Annotated in this window: 18 protein-coding genes; 8 read left to right on the plus strand and 10 right to left on the minus strand. The window is 71.4% G+C overall.

Annotated features, from left to right (window positions below):
• Window positions 1-110: 110 nt before the first annotated feature.
• The 5 genes from IE246_RS15615 to IE246_RS15635 form a co-directional block, all read right to left on the minus strand.
• Entirely contained in the window at window positions 111-812 is a 702-nt protein-coding gene (locus IE246_RS15615) for an N-acetylmuramoyl-L-alanine amidase (RefSeq protein WP_229837246.1), read from the minus strand.
• Window positions 809-1681, minus strand: a complete 873-nt coding sequence (locus IE246_RS15620) for a DMT family transporter (RefSeq protein ID WP_189991251.1) — start codon at window positions 1679-1681, stop codon at window positions 809-811. The genes IE246_RS15615 and IE246_RS15620 overlap by 4 nt, the downstream gene beginning before the upstream one ends.
• Window positions 1678-3540, minus strand: coding sequence for an ABC-F family ATP-binding cassette domain-containing protein (locus IE246_RS15625; RefSeq protein ID WP_189991253.1), 1863 nt, complete (start codon window positions 3538-3540; stop codon window positions 1678-1680). The genes IE246_RS15620 and IE246_RS15625 overlap by 4 nt, the downstream gene beginning before the upstream one ends.
• 22 nt (window positions 3541-3562) lie before the next feature.
• Window positions 3563-4297, minus strand: a complete 735-nt coding sequence (locus IE246_RS15630) for a TerB family tellurite resistance protein (protein WP_189991255.1) — start codon at window positions 4295-4297, stop codon at window positions 3563-3565.
• Between the two features lie 66 nt (window positions 4298-4363).
• Entirely contained in the window at window positions 4364-4660 is a 297-nt protein-coding gene (locus IE246_RS15635) for a PilZ domain-containing protein (RefSeq protein WP_189991257.1), read from the minus strand.
• A gap of 201 nt (window positions 4661-4861) precedes the next feature.
• Here IE246_RS15635 and IE246_RS15640 point away from each other — a divergent pair, with 201 nt between their 5' ends.
• Window positions 4862-7357 carry a glycosyltransferase gene (locus IE246_RS15640; protein ID WP_189991259.1) on the plus strand — a complete coding sequence of 832 codons (2496 nt, stop codon included), beginning with the start codon at window positions 4862-4864 and terminating at the stop codon, window positions 7355-7357.
• A 4-nt stretch (window positions 7358-7361) separates the two neighbouring features.
• Window positions 7362-7901 (plus strand): cysteine hydrolase family protein, encoded by a 540-nt coding sequence (locus tag IE246_RS15645; protein WP_189991261.1) that lies wholly within the window; start codon window positions 7362-7364, stop codon window positions 7899-7901.
• A gap of 19 nt (window positions 7902-7920) precedes the next feature.
• On the opposite strand, the gene IE246_RS15650 is transcribed toward IE246_RS15645, so the two are convergent.
• Window positions 7921-8769, minus strand: coding sequence for a flagellin family protein (locus IE246_RS15650; protein ID WP_189991263.1), 849 nt, complete (start codon window positions 8767-8769; stop codon window positions 7921-7923).
• 171 nt (window positions 8770-8940) lie between these two features.
• On the opposite strand from IE246_RS15650, the gene IE246_RS15655 reads away from it, so the two are divergent.
• From IE246_RS15655 to IE246_RS15665, 3 genes are all read left to right on the plus strand, one after another.
• On the plus strand, window positions 8941-10398 hold the full coding sequence (locus IE246_RS15655) for an SLC13 family permease (RefSeq protein ID WP_189991265.1): 1458 nt from the start codon (window positions 8941-8943) through the stop codon (window positions 10396-10398).
• A gap of 87 nt (window positions 10399-10485) precedes the next feature.
• Window positions 10486-11892 (plus strand): FAD-binding oxidoreductase, encoded by a 1407-nt coding sequence (locus IE246_RS15660; RefSeq protein WP_189991267.1) that lies wholly within the window; start codon window positions 10486-10488, stop codon window positions 11890-11892.
• A gap of 410 nt (window positions 11893-12302) precedes the next feature.
• Complete coding sequence (locus IE246_RS15665) at window positions 12303-13043, plus strand: DUF3750 domain-containing protein (RefSeq protein WP_189991269.1); 741 nt, start codon at window positions 12303-12305, stop codon at window positions 13041-13043.
• Window positions 13044-13046: 3 nt separating this feature from the next.
• Here IE246_RS15665 and IE246_RS15670 read toward each other — a convergent pair whose 3' ends face one another.
• Window positions 13047-13325, minus strand: a complete 279-nt coding sequence (locus IE246_RS15670) for a hypothetical protein (protein ID WP_189991272.1) — start codon at window positions 13323-13325, stop codon at window positions 13047-13049.
• Window positions 13326-13499: 174 nt separating this feature from the next.
• On the opposite strand from IE246_RS15670, the gene IE246_RS15675 reads away from it, so the two are divergent.
• On the plus strand, window positions 13500-14516 hold the full coding sequence (locus IE246_RS15675) for a hydroxyacid dehydrogenase (protein WP_189991274.1): 1017 nt from the start codon (window positions 13500-13502) through the stop codon (window positions 14514-14516).
• 3 nt (window positions 14517-14519) lie between these two features.
• Here IE246_RS15675 and IE246_RS15680 read toward each other — a convergent pair whose 3' ends face one another.
• Genes IE246_RS15680 through IE246_RS15690 form a run of 3 tightly spaced genes read right to left on the minus strand, consistent with a single transcriptional unit; the run spans window position 14520 to window position 19071 of the window.
• The gene (locus tag IE246_RS15680; RefSeq protein WP_189991276.1) at window positions 14520-16565 is read right to left on the minus strand and encodes a hydantoinase/oxoprolinase family protein; all 2046 of its coding nucleotides are present in this window, start codon (window positions 16563-16565) and stop codon (window positions 14520-14522) included.
• Window positions 16562-18241 carry a hydantoinase B/oxoprolinase family protein gene (locus IE246_RS15685; protein WP_189991278.1) on the minus strand — a complete coding sequence of 560 codons (1680 nt, stop codon included), beginning with the start codon at window positions 18239-18241 and terminating at the stop codon, window positions 16562-16564. The genes IE246_RS15680 and IE246_RS15685 overlap by 4 nt, the downstream gene beginning before the upstream one ends.
• Before the next feature lie 59 nt (window positions 18242-18300).
• Entirely contained in the window at window positions 18301-19071 is a 771-nt protein-coding gene (locus IE246_RS15690; protein ID WP_189991280.1) for a gamma-glutamyl-gamma-aminobutyrate hydrolase family protein, read from the minus strand.
• A 259-nt stretch (window positions 19072-19330) separates the two neighbouring features.
• Here IE246_RS15690 and IE246_RS15695 point away from each other — a divergent pair, with 259 nt between their 5' ends.
• Window positions 19331-19633, plus strand: a complete 303-nt coding sequence (locus IE246_RS15695) for a zinc ribbon domain-containing protein YjdM (protein ID WP_189991282.1) — start codon at window positions 19331-19333, stop codon at window positions 19631-19633.
• Between the two features lie 468 nt (window positions 19634-20101).
• Window positions 20102-20617, plus strand: a complete 516-nt coding sequence (locus IE246_RS15700) for a hypothetical protein (protein WP_189991285.1) — start codon at window positions 20102-20104, stop codon at window positions 20615-20617.
• Window positions 20618-20634 lie beyond the last annotated feature (17 nt).

A 20634-nucleotide genomic window follows, 5' to 3' on the forward strand; every position in this document is an offset into this window, starting at 1 on the left:
TGTGAAAAGAGACGCCTCGTCGTTGCGTAACCACTATGGGGCCAGCGGCACGTGCGCACGCGTCAATGAGCGGAAGGTATGTTCTATCCCCCCGGCGCGCAATGGGTTTTTCAGGTTTTTTTGACGGCGTCGGCGACCGCCTTCAGCATGCCCGCCATGCTGTCGTCGAACGGTTTTTCCAGGGTGTCGGGACACCAGTGCCGGCGGAATGCCCTGAGGGCGGCGCGGTTCGCCGGATGGGCCGGATCCGGACCCTCGGTGCGGTACCCGATGGCGGCCAGCGCGGCCACGATGCCGGACCCCGACAGTGCCGTCGGCGCGACCTCTTCCGGCCACAGCCCGATGCCGGCGCGCGCCAGCCGCTGCCAGTCGAACAGGTGACCGGGGTCGATCTTGCGGCCGGGCGATACGTCGGAATGGCCGAGCACCCGGTGCGGCGGGATCGGGTGCCGGGCCAGGATTCCGCGGCACAGCGATTCGAGCGCCGTCATCTGCGGCTCCCGGAACCGCCGGTAGCCGTGCGAGTGGCCCGGGTTCGAGATCTCGATGCCGACCGAGCGGGAGTTCAGGTCGCTCTCGCCGGCCCACCAGGACACCCCGGCGTGCCAGGCCCGCTCCGATTCGGGCACCAGCCGCCAGACCGTGCCGTCCTCGCCGAGCACGTAATGGGCGCTGACCTGGGCCGCTGAATCGCACAGCCGGTCCAGGGCGTCCGCGACCCGGGGCATGTCGGTGTAGTGCAGCAGCAGGACGTCAACCGGGCCGCCGCGCCGCGGTCCGTGGTTCGGCGACGGGCGCTCGACGAGTCTCACGCCGCCGTCCCTGTCTGCTTCGGACGCGGCGCCAGGATCACGATGGCGACGCCGGACAGGGTCACGGCGGCGCCCAGCAGCTTCTCCGGGCTCGCCGGCTCGCCCAGCAGGAAGATCCCGCACAGCACCCCGAAGGTCGGCGCCAGCAGCGACAGCGGCATGACCGTGGTGACCGGATAGCGGAGCAGCAGCCGGTACCACAGGCCGTAGCCGAACACGGTGACCGCGACCGCCATGTAGACGACCGCCGCCCAGCCCCAGAACCCGGCGTCCGGCACCGACGCCCAGCGGTCGCCTTCGAAGATCAGCGAGCCGACCAGCAGCTGCGGGGTCGCCAGCGCGGCGATCCAGGCGTTCAGCACCAGGGTGTCGATCGAGCCGAGCTTCTTCACCTGGATCGACGAGACCGCCCAGACCAGCGAGGCGCCGATCACCATGGCGAGCGACAGCGGGTCGGACTGGCCGGTCGGCTGCCCGGCGATCAGCGCGATGCCGCCGAGCGCCAGCGCGATGCCGGCGGCCCGCCGCCAGCCGATGGCGTCGCGGAAGAACAGGAATGCCAGGATCGCGGCGAACGGCACCTGGGCCTGCACGGCGATCGCCGCGATCGACGAATCGACGCCCTGCAGGCCGGTGATCATCAGCGAGAAGTGCAGGAAGCCGAGGGTGAACGACACCGCCAGGATCTGCCGGAACTGGCCGCGCGGCCAGCGCCGCAGCCAGGGGAACAGCAGCAGTGCGGTGAGGCCGTAGCGCAGCCCGATCAGCAGCATCGGCGGCAGCTCGCCGACCCCGAGCTTGGCGATCGCGAAGTTGAGACCCCAGGCGAGGTTGACCGCAACCGCCGCCAGCAGGTCGACCGGCTTCACGAGACGCCCTCCAGTTCCTCGCGCAGGGCCTCCAGCTCGAGCCAGCGGTCCTCGGCGGCGGCCAGCCCGGCCTGGGCCTCGGCCAGTCGGGCGGTCTCGCGTTCGAAGCGCTTGGGGTCCTTCCCGTACAGGTCGGGATCGGCGAGCGCGGCTTCCAGCTTCGCGATCTCGGCCTCCAGCCCGGCGATCCGGTCCGGGAGCTGCTCCAGCTCGCGCGCGTCCTTGTAGCTGAGCTTGGTGGCCCGGGCCTTGGGCTTCTCCGCGGCGGGCTTGGCCGGGCGGCCGGTGCGGCCGGCGGCGATCCCGCCGGCGTCCGTCTCGGTTCGCGCGCGCTCGGCGACGTAGTCGCTGTAGCCGCCGACGTACTCCCGGACCTTGCCGTCGCCCTCGACCGCCATGATCGAGGTCACGGTGCGGTCCAGGAAGTCGCGGTCGTGGCTGACCAGGATGATGGTGCCGTCGTAGTCCGCCAGCTCTTCCTGCAGCAGGTCGAGGGTCTCGACGTCGAGGTCGTTGGTCGGCTCGTCGAGCACCAGCAGGTTGTGCGGCTGGGCGAACAGCTTGGCCAGCAGCAGGCGGTTGCGCTCGCCGCCGGACAGGGTGGCGACCTTGGCGGTGGCTTGCCGGTCGGCGAACAGGAAGTCGCGGAGGTAGGACACCACGTGGCGCGGCTTGCCCTGCACCGTCACGGTGTCGCCGCCACCCGGGCACAGGGTCGACCACAGGCTGTCGTCGGGGTTCAGCTGGGCGCGCTTCTGGTCGAAGTACACCGGCTCGACCCCGAAGCCGAGCTTCACCCGCCCGGAATCCGGCTCTTCGCGGCCGAGCAGCATGCGCAGCAGCGTGGTCTTGCCGGCGCCGTTGCGGCCGATGATGCCGATGCGGTCGCCGCGCCGGACCGTGAACGAGACGTCGTCGGCGACCTGCTTCTCGCCGCCGCGGTCGTCGGTGTAGGTCTTCGACAGCTTGATGGCTTCCAGCACCAGGCTGCCGCTGCGGGTGGCGTCGCCGGCGTCGAGCTTCAGGCCCTCCGGGCGCTTGATCCGCTCCGCCTTGTCGCGGCGCAGGCCGAGCAGGGCGCGAACCCGGCCCATGTTGCGCTTGCGCCGGGCGGTCAGGCCCTCGCGCAGCCAACGGGTCTCCTCGGCGATCCGGCGGTTCAGCTTGTGGGCCTGGGCCTCCTCCTCGGCCAGCACCCGGTCGGCCCAGTCGGGAAACTCGTCGATGCCGCCGTTCAGCCGGCGCAGCTCGCCGCGCTCCAGCCACAGGGTGCGGTTGGCCAGCCGGCGCAGGAACGCGCGGTCGTGGCTGATGATCAGCAGGCCGGCCTCGCTGCGCAGCAGTTCCTGCTCCAGCCACTCGATGGTCGGCAGGTCCAGGTGGTTGGTCGGCTCGTCGAGCAGCAGCACGTCCGGCTCCGACACCAGCGCCCGGGCCAGCGCGGCGCGCCGGGCCTCGCCGCCGGACAGGGTGCCCATCGAGCGGTCGCCGTCGAGGGCGAGGCCGGCCAGCGCGGCCTCGACCAGATGGTCGCGGGGAATCCCCTCCGGGGCCGGCGGCAGGCCGGCGAAGACATAGTCGAACACCAGCTGGTCGGCCGGCGGACGCGGGTCCTGGGGCAGGTAGGCGATGCGGGCGCCGGGCTGCACGAAGCGCTCGCCGGCGTCGATGTCGACCTCGCCCGACAACGCTTTCAGCAGGGTCGACTTGCCCGAGCCGTTGCGCCCGACCAGGCACATCCGGTCGCCCTTGGCGACCGGCAGGTCGATGCCGGTGAACAGCGGCCGGCCGCCGAAGCCGAGTTGCGCGCCGCGGAGCGCGACGGCCGGCGGAGTCGCCCTGTCGCTGGGAGATGCCATGTTGCGGACCAAGAAAAGCGGTTCAGGTCAGGTTGCGGTGCTGCTTGATGCGGTCCCAGGCGCCGTTGATGCGCGCCAGTTTCTCGGTGGCCGCCGCCACCGCTTCCTCCGGGAGACCCTGGGCGATCAGGCGGTCGGGGTGGTGCTCGCGCACCAGGCGTCGGTAGCTGTCGCGGATGCTCTTGTCGTCGTCGTCCGGGGACACGCCCAGGATGGAGTAGGGGTCGTTGCCGGGCTCGCCGCTGAAGGTGGCGCGCAGGCGCTCGAACGCAAGGTCGTCGAATCCGAAGATGGCGGCGACGCGCCGGAGATACTCGATTTCCTTCTCGTGCACCACGCCGTCGGCACGGGCGATGTGGAACAGCGACCCCAGGAGCTGCTCGAGGACCGGCGACCCGGGGTTGAACAGCCGGGCGATCTGGGCGGCGTAGGCCTCGAACCCCTCGCTGGTGCGGCGGGCGGTGTCCCACACCCGGCCGACGTTGCGGGTCTCCTCGGGCGGGATGTGGAAGACCTCGCGGAACGCCGCGATCTCGTCGCGCGTCACCACCCCGTCGGCCTTCGCCATCTTGGCGCCCAGCGCGATCACGCCGATGGTGAACGCGATCTTGCGGGTCGCGGCTTCCTCGTCGATCGGCTCCGGCGGAGTCGCATAGCGGTCGATGGCGTGACCGCCGACCACGCCCAGCAACGCCCCGATCGGCCCGCCGAGCGCGAAGCCCGCGGCGCCGCCGATGATTTTTCCCCAGATGCTCACGCTTGACCCGGCCCGTTCCGCAATCCCGTGGTCGGGTGCGGAGTCTGGCGTCCGAGCCGGCGGGGGTCAACGCTTCGCGTCGAGCCGCGCGAAGTAGTCCATGATGATCCGCTTCTTGGCCTTGTCGATCATGAAGAACTGGGCCGCCACCTTGTCGCCGGCGAGGCGGACCACCACCGCCTCGGCGTTGAACTCGATCAGCCCGCGGTCGCCCTGCACCTCGAGTCGCATCTTGAAGCGCTGGCCCTTGGCCAGACGGCCGTCATGGCCGCTGAACAGCACGCCGGAGGCGCTCCAGTTCTCCAGCGGGTAGGTCCGGCTGTCGACGTGGACCGTGCCGATGGCGCTGACACGCGGGGCCACGCGGCGCTCGTCGCTGCCGCCCAATGCCGATTTGATTGCCGCCCACATGTCGATTCACCTTTGGCGAGAAGTTCTGTGTCTCCCCGGAACCGACAATAGGGCCATGGCGTGAATGAACCCTTAACGTCACGAAAGCCCGTGTCGTGTGGCGGTCGGCCGTGTAATGAGGGGCCGATCGAACCGCGGGTCCCGACACCGGCCATGACGACCGACAAGAGCGCCGATCTGCCGACGGCCTTTGCCGCGGCCGCCGAACTGGCGTCGAACGGCCCGCCGGAGGCGGCGATTGCCGCGTTCGAGGCGGTGGTCGCGCGCTGGCCGGCGGTGTCGGTGGCGCACGCCAACCTGGCCGTGCTGCTGCGCCGGACCGGCCGGATCGACGATGCGATCGCCGCGTTCCGGACCGCGGCCCGGCTGCAGCCCGCCGACCCGGACCGGCATGCCGCGCTGGCCGGCGCCTGCCACGGCGCGCGCCGGGTCGACGAGGCGGCGGTGGCGCTGCGCCGGCAGGTCATCCTGCAGCCCGCCGATCCGGAGGCGCTGTACAACGTCGGGGTGACCCTGCCGCTGCTCGGCACCCGGGCAGACGGACGGCGCTGGCTGAAGCGGGCAGTCGCCCTCGACCCGGCGCGGCCCGGGGCGTGGGACCGGTTGGGCCGGGTGACGGCCCGGCTCGGCGATCTTGCCACGGCGACGCTCCTGGTGCGGCGCGCCCTGCTGCTGGCCCCGGGCCATGCCGAAGCCTTGGCCGACCTGGCCCGACTGGCGGAATCCGAGCCGCCCTGCCGGCGCTGGCTGTGCGTCGACCCGGGCGACGACCAGGCGGCGATCGCGCTGGCCGAGGCGCTGGTCGCGGCGGGCGACGCTGCGGCGGCGGCGCCGGTGCTCGCGCGGTTCGAGGCGGCCCCCGAGGTACCGGAGCCGGCCCTGCGGGTCGGCCGCCGCGCCGGCCTGGACTGGGCCCGGACCGCGACCAGCCGGTACGAGCGCTGGATCGCCGCCGTCGAGGCGCGCGACGACCCGGTGGCGTTGGCGGCCGAGTGCGCCGGCTGGACCGAGCCGCCGGTGATCAGCGTGCTGGTGCCGGTCTGCGACCCGCCGCCGGCGATTCTCGAGCAGGCGATCGCCTCGGTCGAGCGGCAGCTCTATCCGCACTGGCGCCTGCGGCTCGCCGACGATGCCTCGTCGGACCCGGCGGTGCGCGCGGTGCTGGAGGCGGCGGCGGCGCGCGACCCGCGGATCGCGGTAACCTGGCGGGCCGAGCGCGGCCACATCTCGGCGGCGACCAACTCGGCGCTGGCCATGGCCGAGGGCGGCTGGGTCGGCTTCCTCGACCACGACGACATGCTGCACCCGCACGCCCTGCACCACGTCGCCGCCGCGATCGTCGCCGACCCGGACCTCGACCTGGTGTTCACCGACGAGGACAAGATCGACGAGCTCGGCTCGCGCTTCGGCGCGCATTTCAAGCCGGACTTCGACCCCGACCGGGTGCTCGGACAGAACTACGTCTGCCATCTCGCGGTATACCGCCGCGCGCTGGTCGAGCGGGTCGGGGGGCTGCGCAAGGGCGTCGAGGGCAGCCAGGACCACGACCTGCTGCTGCGGGTCTCGGAGGCGACGACGCCGGACCGCATCCGGCACCTGCCGCGGGTCCTGTACCACTGGCGGGCGGTCGCCGGGTCGACCGCACTCACCATGGACGCCAAGCCGTATGCCGCCGCCGCCACCCGGCGCGCCGTCGCCGAGCATCTGGCGCGACGGCACCCGGGCGCCCGGCTGGTGCCGGCCGGCGACGGCCATCGGGTCGAGTGGCCGCTGCCGGCACCGGCTCCGCTGGCCAGCATCGTGGTCGCCACCCGCGACCGGCTCGAGCTGCTGCGGCGCTGCGTCGACGGCGTCCTGCACGCCACCGGCTATCCCGAGCGCGAGGTGGTGATCCTCGACAACGGCAGCGAGCGATCGGAGACCCTGGCCTGGTTCCGCCAGGTCGAACAGGACCCGCGGGTCCGGGTGCTGGCGCGGCCGGGGCCGTTCAACTTCTCGGCGCTGATGAACGATGGTGCTGCGGCGGCGCGCGGCGACGTGCTGGTGTTCCTGAACAACGACGTCGAGCCGCTCGATCCGGACTGGCTCGAGGAACTGGTGCGCCAGGCCTGCCGGCGCGACGTCGGGGCGGTCGGCGCCAAGCTGCTGTACCCGGACCGCACGGTGCAGCACGGCGGCGTCGTCCTGTCCGGCGACTGGGTGGCCCGGCATGTCGACGTCGGTCAGCCGGACACCGACGGCGGCTACATGGGGCGGGCCCGGCTTGTGCAGACCCTGAGCGCGGTCACCGGCGCCTGCCTGGCGATGCGCCGCGAGGTGTTCGACGCGGCCGGCGGGTTCGATGCCGAGCATCTGACGGTCGACTACTCCGACATCGACCTGTGCCTGCAGGCCTCGGCGCGCGGCTTCCGGACGGTCTGGACCCCGCACGCACGGCTGCTGCACCACGAATCCGCGACCCGCGGCCCCTACATGACGGTGGCGAAGCGCCGGCGCTGGGAGGTCGAGACCGCGATCATGCGGGAACGCTGGGGCGCCCTGCTGCACGCCGATCCTTGGTACAACGCCAATCTCGGCATCGACCCGGAGACGCGGACCTACGAGTTCGCGGTTCCGCCGCGCCCGACAACGATGCCGATCGGGGAGTGAGGGCATGCGACCGGCACTGATCGTCATCGACATGCAGCAGGGCTCGTTCACCGCGGCCAGCCCGCGCCACGATACGGCGGGGCTGGTGCAGCGGCTCAACCGGCTGGCGACGGCGGTCCGTGGCGCGGGCGGGCTGGTGGTGTTCGTGCAGCACGACGGGCCGGAGGGCGACCCTCATCATCCCGATGCGCCCGGCTGGCACCTGCTGGCGGACCTGGAGGTGCGGGACGGCGACGTGGTGGTCCGCAAGACCGCCTGCGACTCGTTCCTCGGCACCACGCTCGACCGGGTGCTGGCGGACAACCGGATCGAGCGGTTGATCGTGACCGGCTGCGCCACCGACTACTGCGTGGACACCACGGTGCGCAGCGCCCTGGCGCGAGGCATCCCGACGCTGGTGCCGTCCGACGGTCACACGACGGCCGACCGCCCGCATCTGCCGGCGGCCAAGATCATCGAACACCACAACGCGGTGTGGGCCGACTTCATCGCGCCCGGCGGGCCGGCGACGGTCTGCCCGTGCGCGGAGGTTCCCTTGACCTGAACCGGCTGGCCGGCAGGTCCTAGCGGAACAGCCCGATCAGGGTCTCCGGACGGGTGTTGACGATCCCGAGGCTGTTCTGGTCGCCGAGCGCCTGCTGGAGCTGGGACGCCAGCTGCTGCGCGGTCTGCTGGGCGCCCTCGCTGTCCAGCCCGGGATCGACGGCCAGGTCAGCGCCGGCGAGCTCGGTCTGACGGTCCTGGATCGCGGTCAGCCGCTCGCCGATCCGGCCGTTGTCCTCGGTCAGCTGACGGACCGCGATGTCGGTGGCGGTGCGGGCGTCGGCGAACACGCCGTCGATCGCCGACTGTGCGCCCTCGGCGGTCTCGAGGTTGAGGGTCTGGAGGTTTTCCAGCGCCGGCCGGAGGGTCTGGTCGCGGACCGTCTCGGTGTTGCCCTCGCGGTCGGCCACGACCTCCAGGTTCTCGTTGCGCTCGGCGTCGAGCAGGTTGACGCCGTTGAAGCTGGCCTGGTCGACGGTCTCCAACCCCTGCCGGACCAGGGTGTCGATCTCGGCGGCGAGCGCGGTGCGCCGGTCCTGGCTCAGGCTGGTGTCGGTGAGCTGCTGGAGCCGGGTGCCGATCTCGTCGAGCGTCCCGGACACCGCCTGGGAGCCGGCGAGCGCCACGTTGCCGGCCGCCGAGGCGTCGCTCAGCCCTTGCCGGATGGTGTCGAGCTCCTGCTGCTCCAGAACCCGCGGGTCCGGGGTCGCGGTATCGGACACCCGGACGGAATCCTCGGTGCGAATCCGGTCCGGATCGTCCGCCGTCGGATTGATCCGGTTGATCGTGTCCAGTCCCCGAAGGGCGGTGATGGTATCCCGCAGCTGCGAGACGGTGCCGCTTCCGGTCCCGGACGAGTCGATGGCCATTTCCCCACCTCCGGCCGGTCGATCGTCGGACACCCGGGTGCTTGTTCCGGGCATCGGGCGCTGCGTTCTGCAACCGGGTTTCAATATAAGGATTCGTTAACCGTTCGGCAATCCGAGCCCCGGTCCTGTGGTATGCGGTATCCGACCGGTCAGATCGACGGAGGTGCAGTCATGCCGGACGGCGCGGTGACGGCGGGGAGCTACCGGGGCTACCAGACGGTCGGCCTGCTGCTCGGGCCGGCCCTGTTCGTCGCGCTGTCGGCCTCGCCGGTGCCGGCCGGGCTGTCGCCGGCCGGCTGGTCGACCGCCGCCGTTGCGGTGTGGATGGCGGCCTGGTGGGCGACCGAGGCGGTGCCGCTCGCCGCGACCGCGCTGCTGCCGCTGGTGCTGCTGCCGGTCCTCGGCATCGCCGATGCCAGGGCGGCGGCCGCGCCGTACGCCGACCCGCTGATCTACCTGTTCCTCGGCGGCTTCGTGATCGCGGCGGCGGTCCAGCGCTGGAGCCTGCACCGCCGGATCGCGCTGCACATCGTGATCCTGGTCGGCAGCCGCCCGCGCAGCCTGGTGGCCGGCGTCATGCTGGCCACCGCCGTGCTCAGCATGTGGATCAGCAACACCGCCACCGCGATGATGATGCTGCCGATCGCGGCCTCGCTGGTCGCGGTCGCGTCCGGCGAGGACGACGCCGGGGCGGTCGTCGGCTCGAACTTCGCGACGGCGATGATGCTCGGCGTCGCGTATGCCGCCTCGATCGGCGGGCTGGCGACCCTGATCGGCTCGCCGCCGAACGCGCTGGCCGCCGGGTTCCTGGCCCAGGGCTTCGGCGTGACCGTCGGCTTCGCCGGCTGGATGGCGGTCGGCGTGCCGGTTGCCGTCGCGATGCTGCCGCTGGCATGGCTGGTCCTGACCCGCGTGGCGTTCCCGTTCGCCGACACGGCTCCGCAGGGCGGCCGCGACGCCCTGGCCGGCATGCTGCGGGCCATGGGGCCGGTCAGCGTGCCCGAGAAGCGGGTTGCCGCGGTGTTCGCGGCGGTCGCGGTGTGCTGGATCCTGCGGCCGTTCCTCGACGACCTGCTCGGCAGGGGCCTCGTCACCGACACCGGCCTGGCGATCGCCGGCGCGGTCGCGCTTTTCGCGATTCCGGCCGACTGGCGGCGCCGCGAGTTCCTGATGGACTGGCCGAGCGCCAAGCGCCTGCCGTGGGAGATCCTGGTGCTGTTCGGCGGCGGGTTGAGCCTGGCGCGGGCGATCGAGACCTCGGGGCTGGCCGGCTGGCTCGGCGGCGGCCTCGACCTGCTGGCGATCGCGCCGCCGGTGGTGCTGCTGGTCGGGGTGACCCTGCTGGTCATCCTGCTGACCGAGCTGACCAGCAACACCGCCACCACCGCGGCGCTGCTGCCGGTGGTGGCGGCGTTCGCCGACGGCACCGGGCTGTCTGCGACGGTGGTCGCGATGGCGGTCGCCCTGGCCGCGTCCTCGGCCTACATGCTGCCGGTGGCGACGCCGCCCAACGCGATCGTGTTCGGCTCCGGCTACATCACCCTGCCGCAGATGCTGCGGGCCGGCCTGCTGCTGAACCTCGCCGGGGTCGCGGTGATCACGGCGGTGCTGTCGATCGCGGCAACCTGACCGGGGGATCAGGGCACTCGACCCGGCGGCGGCGCCGGGGCATTCTGCGCGCCACCCGTTTTGACCGCCCGATCGGAGAGCCTTGCGATGCAGGTCGACGCCATCCCTTCGAACGCCACCGCCCGCGAGACCGCGATCGCCGCGCTGAAGGAGCGCTTCGGCGTCCGCCTCTCGACCGGCGAGGCGATCCGCCGCCAGCACGGCACCGACGAGAGCTATCACCCGACGGTCGCGCCCGACGCGGTGTTCTTCGCCGAGAGCACCGACGAGGTCTCCGAGGCCGTGAAGATCTGCGCCGCCAACAAGTGGCCGGTGATCCCGTTCGGGGTCGGCACCTCGCTGGAGGGCGGGGTGGCGGCACTGCGCGGCGGCCTGTGCATCGACGTCTCCGGCATGAACAAGGTGCTGGAGGTCAACGCCGAGGACCTGGACGTCCGGGTGCAGGCCGGCGTCACCCGCAAGCAGCTCAACGAGCACCTGCGCGACACCGGGCTGTTCTTCCCGATCGATCCCGGGGCCGACGCCACCATCGGCGGCATGTGCGCGACCCGCGCCTCCGGCACCAACGCGGTGCGCTACGGCACCATGCGCGACAACGTGCTCAGCCTGACCGTGGTGATGGCCGACGGCCGCATCGTGAAGACCGCGCGGCGGGCCAAGAAATCGGCCGCCGGCTACGACCTGACCCGGCTGTTCGTCGGCTCCGAGGGCACGCTCGGCGTGATCACCGAGGTCCAGCTCAAGGTCTACGGCATCCCCGAGGCGATGTCGGCGGCGGTCTGCCAGTTCCCGGACCTGGAGAGCGCGGTCAACACCTGCATCCTGACGATCCAGACCGGCGTGCCGGTGGCCCGGGTCGAGCTGCTGGACGACGCCCAGATGGGCGCCTGCATCAGCCACTCGAAGCTCGAGGGACTGGAGGCCAAGCCGACGCTGTTCTTCGAGTTCCACGGGACCAGCGCCGGGGTGGTCGAGCAGGCCGAGACCGTGCAGGGCATCGCCCAGGAGATGGGCGGCACCGACTTCAAGTGGGCGACCAAGCCGGAGGACCGCACCCAGCTGTGGGAGGCGCGGCACAACGCCTACTACGCCGCTCTGGCCCAGCGGCCCGGCTCCAAGGGCTGGCCGACCGACGTCTGCGTGCCGATCTCGCGGCTCGCCGAGTGCATCGTCGAGACCAAGAAGGACCTGGAGGAGACCGGCCTGTTCGCGCCGCTGGTCGGGCATGTCGGCGACGGCAACTTCCACCTGGTCTACGTCATCGACCCGAACGATGCCGACGAGCTGCGCCGCGCCAAGGAGCACGCCGACCGCATGGTGCTGCGGGCCCTGTCGATGGACGGCACCTGCACCGGCGAGCACGGGGTCGGCTACGGAAAGATGGAGTTCCTGGCGGCCGAGCTGCCGGAGGCGATCCCGGTGATGCGGGCGGTCAAGCAGGCGCTCGACCCGGACAACATCATGAACCCGGGCAAGCTGTTCCGCATGAACTGAGACGGGCAGCGTCGAGGCGGCGGGTGGGTTCCGGACCCGTCCCGCCAACGGCGGTCCGGTCCGGAATGACGAAATGGGGTGTGTGACCTTCTCTCCCTTTCGTCATTCCGGACGGGCGCGCCACTACGGCGCGGCCGAGCCGGAACCCACCGGCCGCTCAGGGTCCGTCTCTCCATGGATCCCGGCGTCGACTGCTTGGCGCTCGCACCGGGATGACGAAAGGCAGGGCGGGAGCCACCCTCTCCTTCGTCGTTCCGGAGCCGCCTCGCGGACTCCGGAACCCACCCGCCGCCCCGCGCCGAGTTTCGCCGAATGTTGCATTGCGGTAGACGTTGCCGAACCGCCGGCGCATCCTATCTTCCCGGGATGGAAGTACATGGAACGGGGCGCACGGCAGTGCGGCGGGGCCGATGGGTGTTCTTGCCAATCTCTCGATAGGGATCGCCGTCGCCGGGCTGCTCGCCCCGGTGCTGATCAAGAGTGCCGGGCATTCCTGGGCGCAGGTGCCCTGGTACGAGGCGTCGCGCGCCTCGACCGGTCTGGCCCCGGATCCGGCCGAGGAGCCGCGCGCCGTGGTCCAGGTCTACGCCGCCCAGACTTTCGGCTGGCGCGGGGTGGTGGCGGTCCACACCTGGATCGTGACCAAGACCGAGGGCGGCGAGGCTTATACCCGCTGGGACGTCGTCGGCTGGGGCGGCGGCCGGGTGGTCCGGCGCAACTACGCCGCACCCGACGCCATGTGGTACGGCCAGCCCCCGCGGCTGCTGGTCGACCGGCGGGGCGAGGCGGCGGCCGCGCTGATCCCGCGGATCGAGGCGGCGGTCGCGGCCTATCCGTTCCCGGAGCGCTATCGCAGCTATCCCGGGCCGAACAGCAACACCTTTACCGCCCATGTGGCGCGCTCCGTGCCGGAACTCGGGCTCGACCTGCCGCCGACCGCGATCGGCAAGGACTACCGCCCGCTGGCCGACGCGATCGGCCGGGCACCCAGCGGCGGCGGCGTCCAGGTGTCGCTGCTCGGGCTCGCCGGCCTGATCCTGGCGCCGGAGGAGGGGGTCGAGATCAACCTGCTCGGGCTCTCAGTCGGGCTGGACCTGACGAAGCCGGCCCTGCGGCTGCCGGCGATCGGCCGGGTCGGGTTCGGCTCGTAGCCGTCAGTCGCCGCGGTCGCCCTTGACGCTCGGGTGCGTCTCCACGAAGTGCTTCAGCACCATCTTCAGCGCCAGGGCGTGCCGGCTGTCGCCGCGGGCCCGGGCCGCCTCGATGTCGTCCAGGATCATCCGGCGGATCACCGGGACGCCCTTGTCGTCGTGGACCAGGTAGTTGCCGAGCTCGGCCGCGACGATGGCCGGCAGGTGCTCGTGCTCGGCGATCGCCGCGATCTCCTCCTCGGTCAGCTCCGCCAGGGCGAGACAGTCCTCGAATGTGAGCATTCCATCCTCCGCCGCCGGCCGTCTCCATCGTAGCGCTGTCATATTTCCGCAATCCGTGCGGTCCGGCGTTGACGTGGGTCAAGCAGGGGGGGCGGCTTGTCCCGCCCGGGGCGGACGGCTAGGGTCGCGATCCCTCCCCGCCGCGTCCGCCGGCCCTCTCCCGACAGGATTCCCATGCGCCACAAGGTTCTGCTGATCGATCCGCTGTACCATCCCGGCGGCGAGGCCCATCTGCGCGAGCACGCCGACGTCGAGCTGCTGCTCCGCCCGGAGCGGGCGGCGGTGCTGGGGGCGGCGCGCGGTGCCCACGGCATCTGCGGGCGCTACCCGAACAAGGTCGACGCCGAGGTGATCGCCGCGGCCGAGGACCTGCTGGTGATCTGCTCGTCCGGGCGCGGCACCGACGCCATCGACATCGCGGCGGCGACCGAGCGCGGGGTGTCGGTCGTGAACAACCCGGGCTTCGGCAAGGTGCCGGTGTCGGAGCACGCGCTGTTCATGATGATGAGCCTGTCGCGCCACGGCTTCGAGCACGACGCCATGACCCGGGCCGGCACCGGCTGGAGCGACCGGCTGGGTGCGGGCAACACCATCCGGGACCTGGAGGGCTCGACCCTCGGCATCGTCGGCCTCGGCCAGATCGGCCGGGAGATGGCCCGCAAGTGCGCCGGCGCCTTCTCGCAGACCGTGCTGGCCTACGACCCGTACGTCGACAAGGCGACCATGGACGAGCTGGGCGTCGAGAAGGTCGAGGACCTGGTCGACCTGCTGGGCCGCTCGGACTACGTCTCGGTGCATGCCGAGCTGAACGACGAGACCCACCACATGTTCGACGACGCGGCGTTCGCGGCGATGCAGCCGCACGCCTGCCTGATCAACACCGCGCGCGGCAAGATCGTCAGCCAGGACGCCCTGCACACGGCACTGGCCGGGCGGCGGATCCGGGCCGCCGCGCTCGACGTGTTCGAGGTCGAGCCGGTCGGCCCGGACAACCCGCTGTGCAAGCTCGACAACATCCTGCTGTCGCCGCATGTCGGCGGGCTGACCGCCGGCTTCATGGAGCAGAGTGCCGCGACCGTGGCCCGCACCATGCTGAGCGTGTTCCGCGGCGAGCGGCCGGAGGCCATCTGCAACCCCGAGGCCTGGGAGCGCACCAAGCAGCGCGCCACGCGGCTGCTGGCCGGCGGCTGACGCTCAGCTGCCGACCGCGATGTCCAGCCAGCCATGCGCCGTGGCGGTGCCGCGGTCGCCGGGGCGCAGCAGCACCGTGGTGGTCTCGGATTCGACCAGAGCCGGGCCCTCGATCACCTGGCCGGCCGCCAGCAGCGGGAACTCGTAGACCTCGGCCGCGGTCCATCCGCCCAGGTAGATGTCGCGGGCACCCTTGGGCGCTGCCGGCTCGCGGTCCTCGACGGTCGGCTCCTGCGGCAGATCGGGCAGGACGCCGACGGTCGCCACCCGGGCGTTCACCAGCACCGGCTGCTGGTCCGGCAGGTTGTAGGCGTACAGCTCCTCGTGGCGGGCCTCGAACGACCGTTTCAGGGTCGCCATCGCGTCCGGCGCCTGCAGGTCGATGTCGCCGAGTTCGACGTCGATCTCGAACACCTGCTCGCCGTAGCGCATGTCGGCCTTGCGGCGCGCCGCGATCTCGCCGTCGAACCACTGCGCCATGCGGGCCCGGCCGTCGGCCACCATGCCGGCATACAGCGCCTGCACCGCCTCGACGTCCAGGGTGTCGGCCTCGCCGAGCAGCGACTGCACGGCCTCCAGGCGCAGCTCCGTCGTCAGCATGCCCCAGGCCGACAGCACCGAGGCGACGCGCGGCACCACCACCCGGCGCAGGCCGAGCATGCGGGCCAGCTCGGTGACGTGCAGGCCGGCGGCACCGCCGAAGCCGAGCAGGCCGAAGCGCCGCGGGTCGACGCCGCGGCGCACCGTGACGGCGCGGATGCCCTCGGCCATCTGGGTGTTGACCACCCGGTGCACGCCCTCGGCCGCCTGCAGGGCGTCGACCTTCAGGGCCTCGCCGAGGGTCGCGAACGCCGCCAGGGCGGCGTCGCGGTCGAGCCTGGAGCGGCCGCCGGCGAAGTTGTCGGGGTCGAGGAAGCCGAGCACCACGCTGGCGTCGGTCACGGTCGGGCTGGTGCCGCCGCGGCCGTAGCAGATCGGCCCGGGCCGGGCGCCGGCGGACTCCGGTCCGACGGTCAGCAGGCCGCCGGCCACCGGCCGGGCGATCGAGCCGCCGCCGGCGCCCAGCGTGACGATGTCCAGGCTCGGCATGGCGATGCGCTCGTTCGCCATGGTCCGGTTGCTGGACAGCACCACGTCGCCGTTCATGACCATCGAGATGTCGGTCGAGGTGCCGCCGACGTCGAAGGTGATCAGGTCGGGGATGCCCATCATCTCGGCGATCCGGCGCCCGCCGGCGAGGCCGCCGGCCGGGCCGGACAGCACGGTGCCGGCGGCGATCCGCACCGCCTCGCCGACCGGCGCCACCCCGCCGTGCGAAAAGATGATCAGCAGCGGGCCGGTGAACCCGGCGTCGCGCAGCCGGCCCTCCAGGCCTTCCAGGTAGCCCTTGATCAGCGGCGCCACATAGGCGTTCACCGCCGTCGTCGAGACCCGCTCGAACTCCTTGATCTGCGGCAGCACGTCGGAGGACAGCGAGATGCTGGCTTCCGGCATCGCCGCCTGCAGCGCCTCCAGCGTCTCCCGCTCGTGCCGGTCGTTGCGGTAGGAGTGCAGGTAGGCGACCGCCACCGAGGTGACCCCCTCGGCCTTCAGCGCGGCGATCGCGGCGTCGAGCGAGGCCCGGTCGAGCGGCGTCTCGACCCGGCCGTCGGCGCGGATCCGCTCGCGCACCCCGAACCGCAGGTGCCGCGGCACGATCGGCTCCTGGCGCGGCAGGCGCAGGTTGTAGCGGTCGGGCTTCAGGCCCTCGCGCATCTCCAGCACGTCGCGGTGGCCCTCGGTGGTCAGCAGCCCGACCTTCGCACCCTTGCGCTCCAGCAGGGCGTTGGTGGCGACGGTCATGCCGTGCAGCACCTGGTCGGTGTCCGCCAGCAGGTCCGGCACCGCCAGCCCCAGGGTCTCGGCCAGCCGGGCGATGCCGTCCATGAAGCCGATCGCCTGGTCCTCGGGCGTGCTCGGGACCTTGACGAAGGTGACCCTGCCGGCGGAATCGACCGCCACCAGATCGGTGAAGGTGCCGCCGACGTCGACCGCGATCCGGTAGCTCATCGGTCGCCTCCGGCGTTCGGGGCGGTGTTCGGGGCGGAGACTAGGCCGTCGCGGGCGTCGCGCGCCCGGGCCGCCGGGTCGCGCTGCTCGGGCGGTCCCCAGCCGCCGCCGCCGCCGGAATGGATCTCGAAGGTGGTGCCCGGCGGCACCCGGATGCCCTCGGCCTTGCTGGCCAGCACCACGGTGTCGGCGCCGGGCGGGTGCATCAGGTAGTGGTGCGGCGCGCCGTCGTGGCCGCCGAGCATGCCGCGCGCCCCGTGGCGCAGGCCGTCGCCGGCGGTGTTGGCGACCGCCGGCTGCTCGGTCTCGACGGTCAGGTCGAGGTCGACCCCGGTGCCGCCGACATAGCGGCCGTCGCCGCCGGAATCCGGGCGGAACTCGTGGCGCCCGAAGAACAGCGGGAACCGGGCCTCGGCGACCTCGACGGAGCCGAACTTCAGGCCGCCGGCCGAGTGCCACTCGCCGGCGTTGTGCCAGCCGTCGCCGCCGGACGAGGCGCCGCCGCCCGGCCGGGCGTGGAACATGTGCCAGATGAACGGCCGGTCGTTGCGCGGGTCGACGCCCTTGATGGCGATCCGCAGCCGGCGCCCCCAGCCGCCCATGGCCTGCTCCGGGCAGGCGCCGGACAGGGCGGTGACCACGGCCTCGATGATCTCGTTGCTGCAGTGCGAGGTGCACATGGTGACCGGCAGGCCGGGGTCCGGGTCGACGATGGTCCCGCGCGTGGTGAGGATGGTCAGCGGCCGCACCATGCCCTCGTTCTTGGCGATCTCCTTGTCCAGCAGCACCGACAGGGCGACGATCACCGCCGAGCGGGTGTTGGCCGGCGACGAGTTCACGAAGCTGGTCACCTGTGGCGCGCACTCGCGCAGGTCGACGGTCAGGCTGGAGCCGTCGACGGTGACCTTGGCGCGGATCAGGATGTCGTCGTTGCCGCGGCCGTCGTCGTCCAGCCAGGCCTCGCCGATGTAGGTGCCGTCCTTCCACTCGGCGATGCTCTCGCGGGTCTGCGCCTCGGTCGCCTCCAGCATCCGGTCGACCGCGGCGACGATGGTGGCGCGGTCGAACTCACGGGCCAGCGCCTTGACCCGGCGGTCGGCCAGCAGCACCGAGCCGATCTGCGCCGACAGGTCGCCCTCGAAGTCGCGGGCGTGCCGGACGTTGGCCTTCAGCATCCGCAGCATGTCCGGGCGCATGACGCCCTTGTCGTAGAACCTGATCGGCGGCAGCCGGATGCCCTCCTGCCAGATCTCGCGGGCCGAGGCGTTGTAGGCGCCGTAGGTGGCGCCGCCGATGTCGGAGTGGTGGGCCCGGTTGATCGCCCAGAAGGTCAGCGCGCCGTCCAGGAAGATCGGCACGAAGGCGGTGACGTCGGGCAGGTGGCTGCCGCCGGCATAGGGGTCGTTCAGCAGGAACACGTCGCCCGGGTGGACGTCGTCGCCGAACGCCTGGATCACCGCCTTGGCGGCCGGCTGCAGGGCGCCGACATGGACCGGGATGTGCTCGGCCTGGGCGACCAGCTGGGAGTCGGCGCCGCAGATCGCGGTCGAGAAGTCGCGGCTGGAGTTGAGGATCTGCGAGAACGAGGTGCGCAGCATCGCCTCGCCCATCTCCTCCACGATGCCGGTCAGGCGATGGTGGATCACCGAGATCGTGATCGGGTCGGGCGCGGTCATCGGGCGGGTCCGTATCGGTTCACAGGGTGGCGCCGGCGAGGCGCAACGAATGCAGGGTCTCAGGCGGCGGCGGCCCGGCGCAGCTTCCGGTAGGCCCGGGCGGCGTCGCCGAAACGCCCGAACAGCACGCTGTTCACCGGGTCGGTCTCGGCCTCGTACTCGGCGTGCCACTGCACGCCGACCGCGAAGCTGCGGGCGCCGGCGACCGAGATCGCCTCGACCGTGTCGTCGGCGGCCCAGCCCTCCAGCACGACGCGCTCGCCCGGCTCCAGGACCGCCTGGCCGTGCAGCGAGTTGGTAACGATCGACTCGGTGCCCAGCATGGTCGCCAGCACGCCGCCGGGCCGTAGGCGGACCTGCTCGCGCAGCTCGAAGACGATCTTCGGGTCCTTGCAGCCCTTCGGCATCCGGTGCCGGTGCTTGCCCGGCAGCTCGCCGACTTCCGGGTGCAGGCTGCCGCCGAGTGCCACGTTCATCTCCTGGATGCCCTTGCAGATCCCGAAGATCGGCACCCCGCGCTCGATGCAGGCGCGCACCAGCGGCAGGGCGACCCCGTCGCGGCCCTCATCCATCTCGCCGTGCCGCTCGGTCAACTCCTCGCCGTAGTGCCGCGGGTGCACGTTGGCCCGGCCGCCGGTCAGCATCACCCCGTCGACCGCCTCCAGCAGGTCGCCGACGGAAATCGCATCGGGCAGGCTCGGGATCAGCAGCGGCGCGCAGTCGGCCGCGTTGGCGACGGCGTCGATGTTGCGCCGGCCGGTCATCTGGGTCTCGCGCGTGCCGTCGACCAGATGGCGGCTGCAGATGATGCCGATAACGGGTCGCGCCATGGTTTTCCCTTCGGACTGCCTTCGGATGCATTCTGGCGGCCGGACATCGACGGTCCGGCCCCTTCGGCGGGCCCTAAGAGTGGCGGCGCAATCGGGCGGATGGCAAGGGGGCGGTCGTCCCGGCGGCGGCGGAGACCGTTGCGCCGGCCGTCCGCCGTGGTGTAAGCGGCTTGCACCGATCATCGATGCCGACCAGACCTCGACGCGCGCCGCCTGCGGCCGGTCGGCGCGATTCTTCTTTTTGGGAAAGGGGACCGGCGTGTCCGACGACAGCGACGAGTACGTCTACGACGAAGCGACCGGCGAATGGCGCCCGGCCTCCGAGATCGCCGCGGCCGCCGCCGAGGCGCTGGTGGTCCGCGACGCCGCCGGCAACGTCCTGGCCGACGGCGACTCGGTCGCCCTGGTCAAGGACCTGAAGGTGAAGGGCACCAGCCAGACCCTCAAGCAGGGGACGGTCATCAAGTCGATCCGCCTGACCGACAACCCCGAGGAGATCGACTGCCGCCACGAGTCGATCAAGGGCCTGGTCCTGCGCACCGAGTTCGTGCGCAAGCGCTGAGGCACCCGTTCGGACTGCCGTCTGCACGCCGTTCCCCGGAGGCCGAGCCGGTCGGCCCGAACAACCCGCTGTGCAAGCTCGACAGCTTCCTGCCGTCGCCGCATGTTGGCGGGTTGACCGCCGGCCTCAAGGAGCAGAGCGCTGCGACCGTGGCCCGCACCACGCGGAGCGTGTTCCGCGGCGAGCGGCCGGAGACCATCCGCAATCCCGAGGCCTGGGAGCGGACCAAGCGGCGCGCCATGCGGCTGCCGCCCGGCGGTTGGGCGGGTCGCTCTGCCGGTCCGGTGCTTTTTGCAGGCATTTAATTCAAGACCGCTTGCAGGAACTTCTGAAACGTATGTAACGTCCGGGACGTGGTTCACTTGTGCGGTATTGCGGGTCGGCGAATATAGTCGGCGCAGTCTGCAACAGGGTTCTGCGGTCTGAGTGGGGAGTTCTTGTGAATTTGGGGAGTTCGCGATGCGAAACATGGTTTTCGTACTGGGCGTTCTCGTGCTCGCTCTCGGGGCAGGCGCGGCGCAGGCCAAGGAAATGCACTGCAAATGCTATAAGGATTTCAAAGATAAAATTCATGGAAAGACGCAGGACGACTACAAGTTTACCTGTAAGAAGACATTCGAAAAGCTTGGATCTGGCAGCAGTAGTGACGATTTCAACGGATTTGTTAAGATTTACTTTGAGGAAGGCAAGAGCAACGACAAGAAGCTGGCGATCAAAATCCGGCCGCGCAAGCCGGGCCCGGAGTGCCTGGTCGGCGTCTACAATCAGGAAAAGAAGCTGATGTGGGGCGGGTCCTACTGCAACAATGACAAGAAGAAAGAGTTCGGCGGATTCAACATGAAGGAGATGCCGGATGGCAGCCTTCAGGTCGGGGGAATGGCGCAGACGCTGAGCAAGAACAACCAGTTCCTTGGCATCTACTTCAAGACGCCGCAGGACCCGAACAACAACTACCTCGGCGCTGTGTGCGTTGAGGACAAGTAACTGCTGACCGGACGCTC

It is taken from the genome of Thalassobaculum fulvum, from assembly GCF_014652915.1.
Taxonomy (GTDB): domain Bacteria; phylum Pseudomonadota; class Alphaproteobacteria; order Thalassobaculales; family Thalassobaculaceae; genus Thalassobaculum_A; species Thalassobaculum_A fulvum.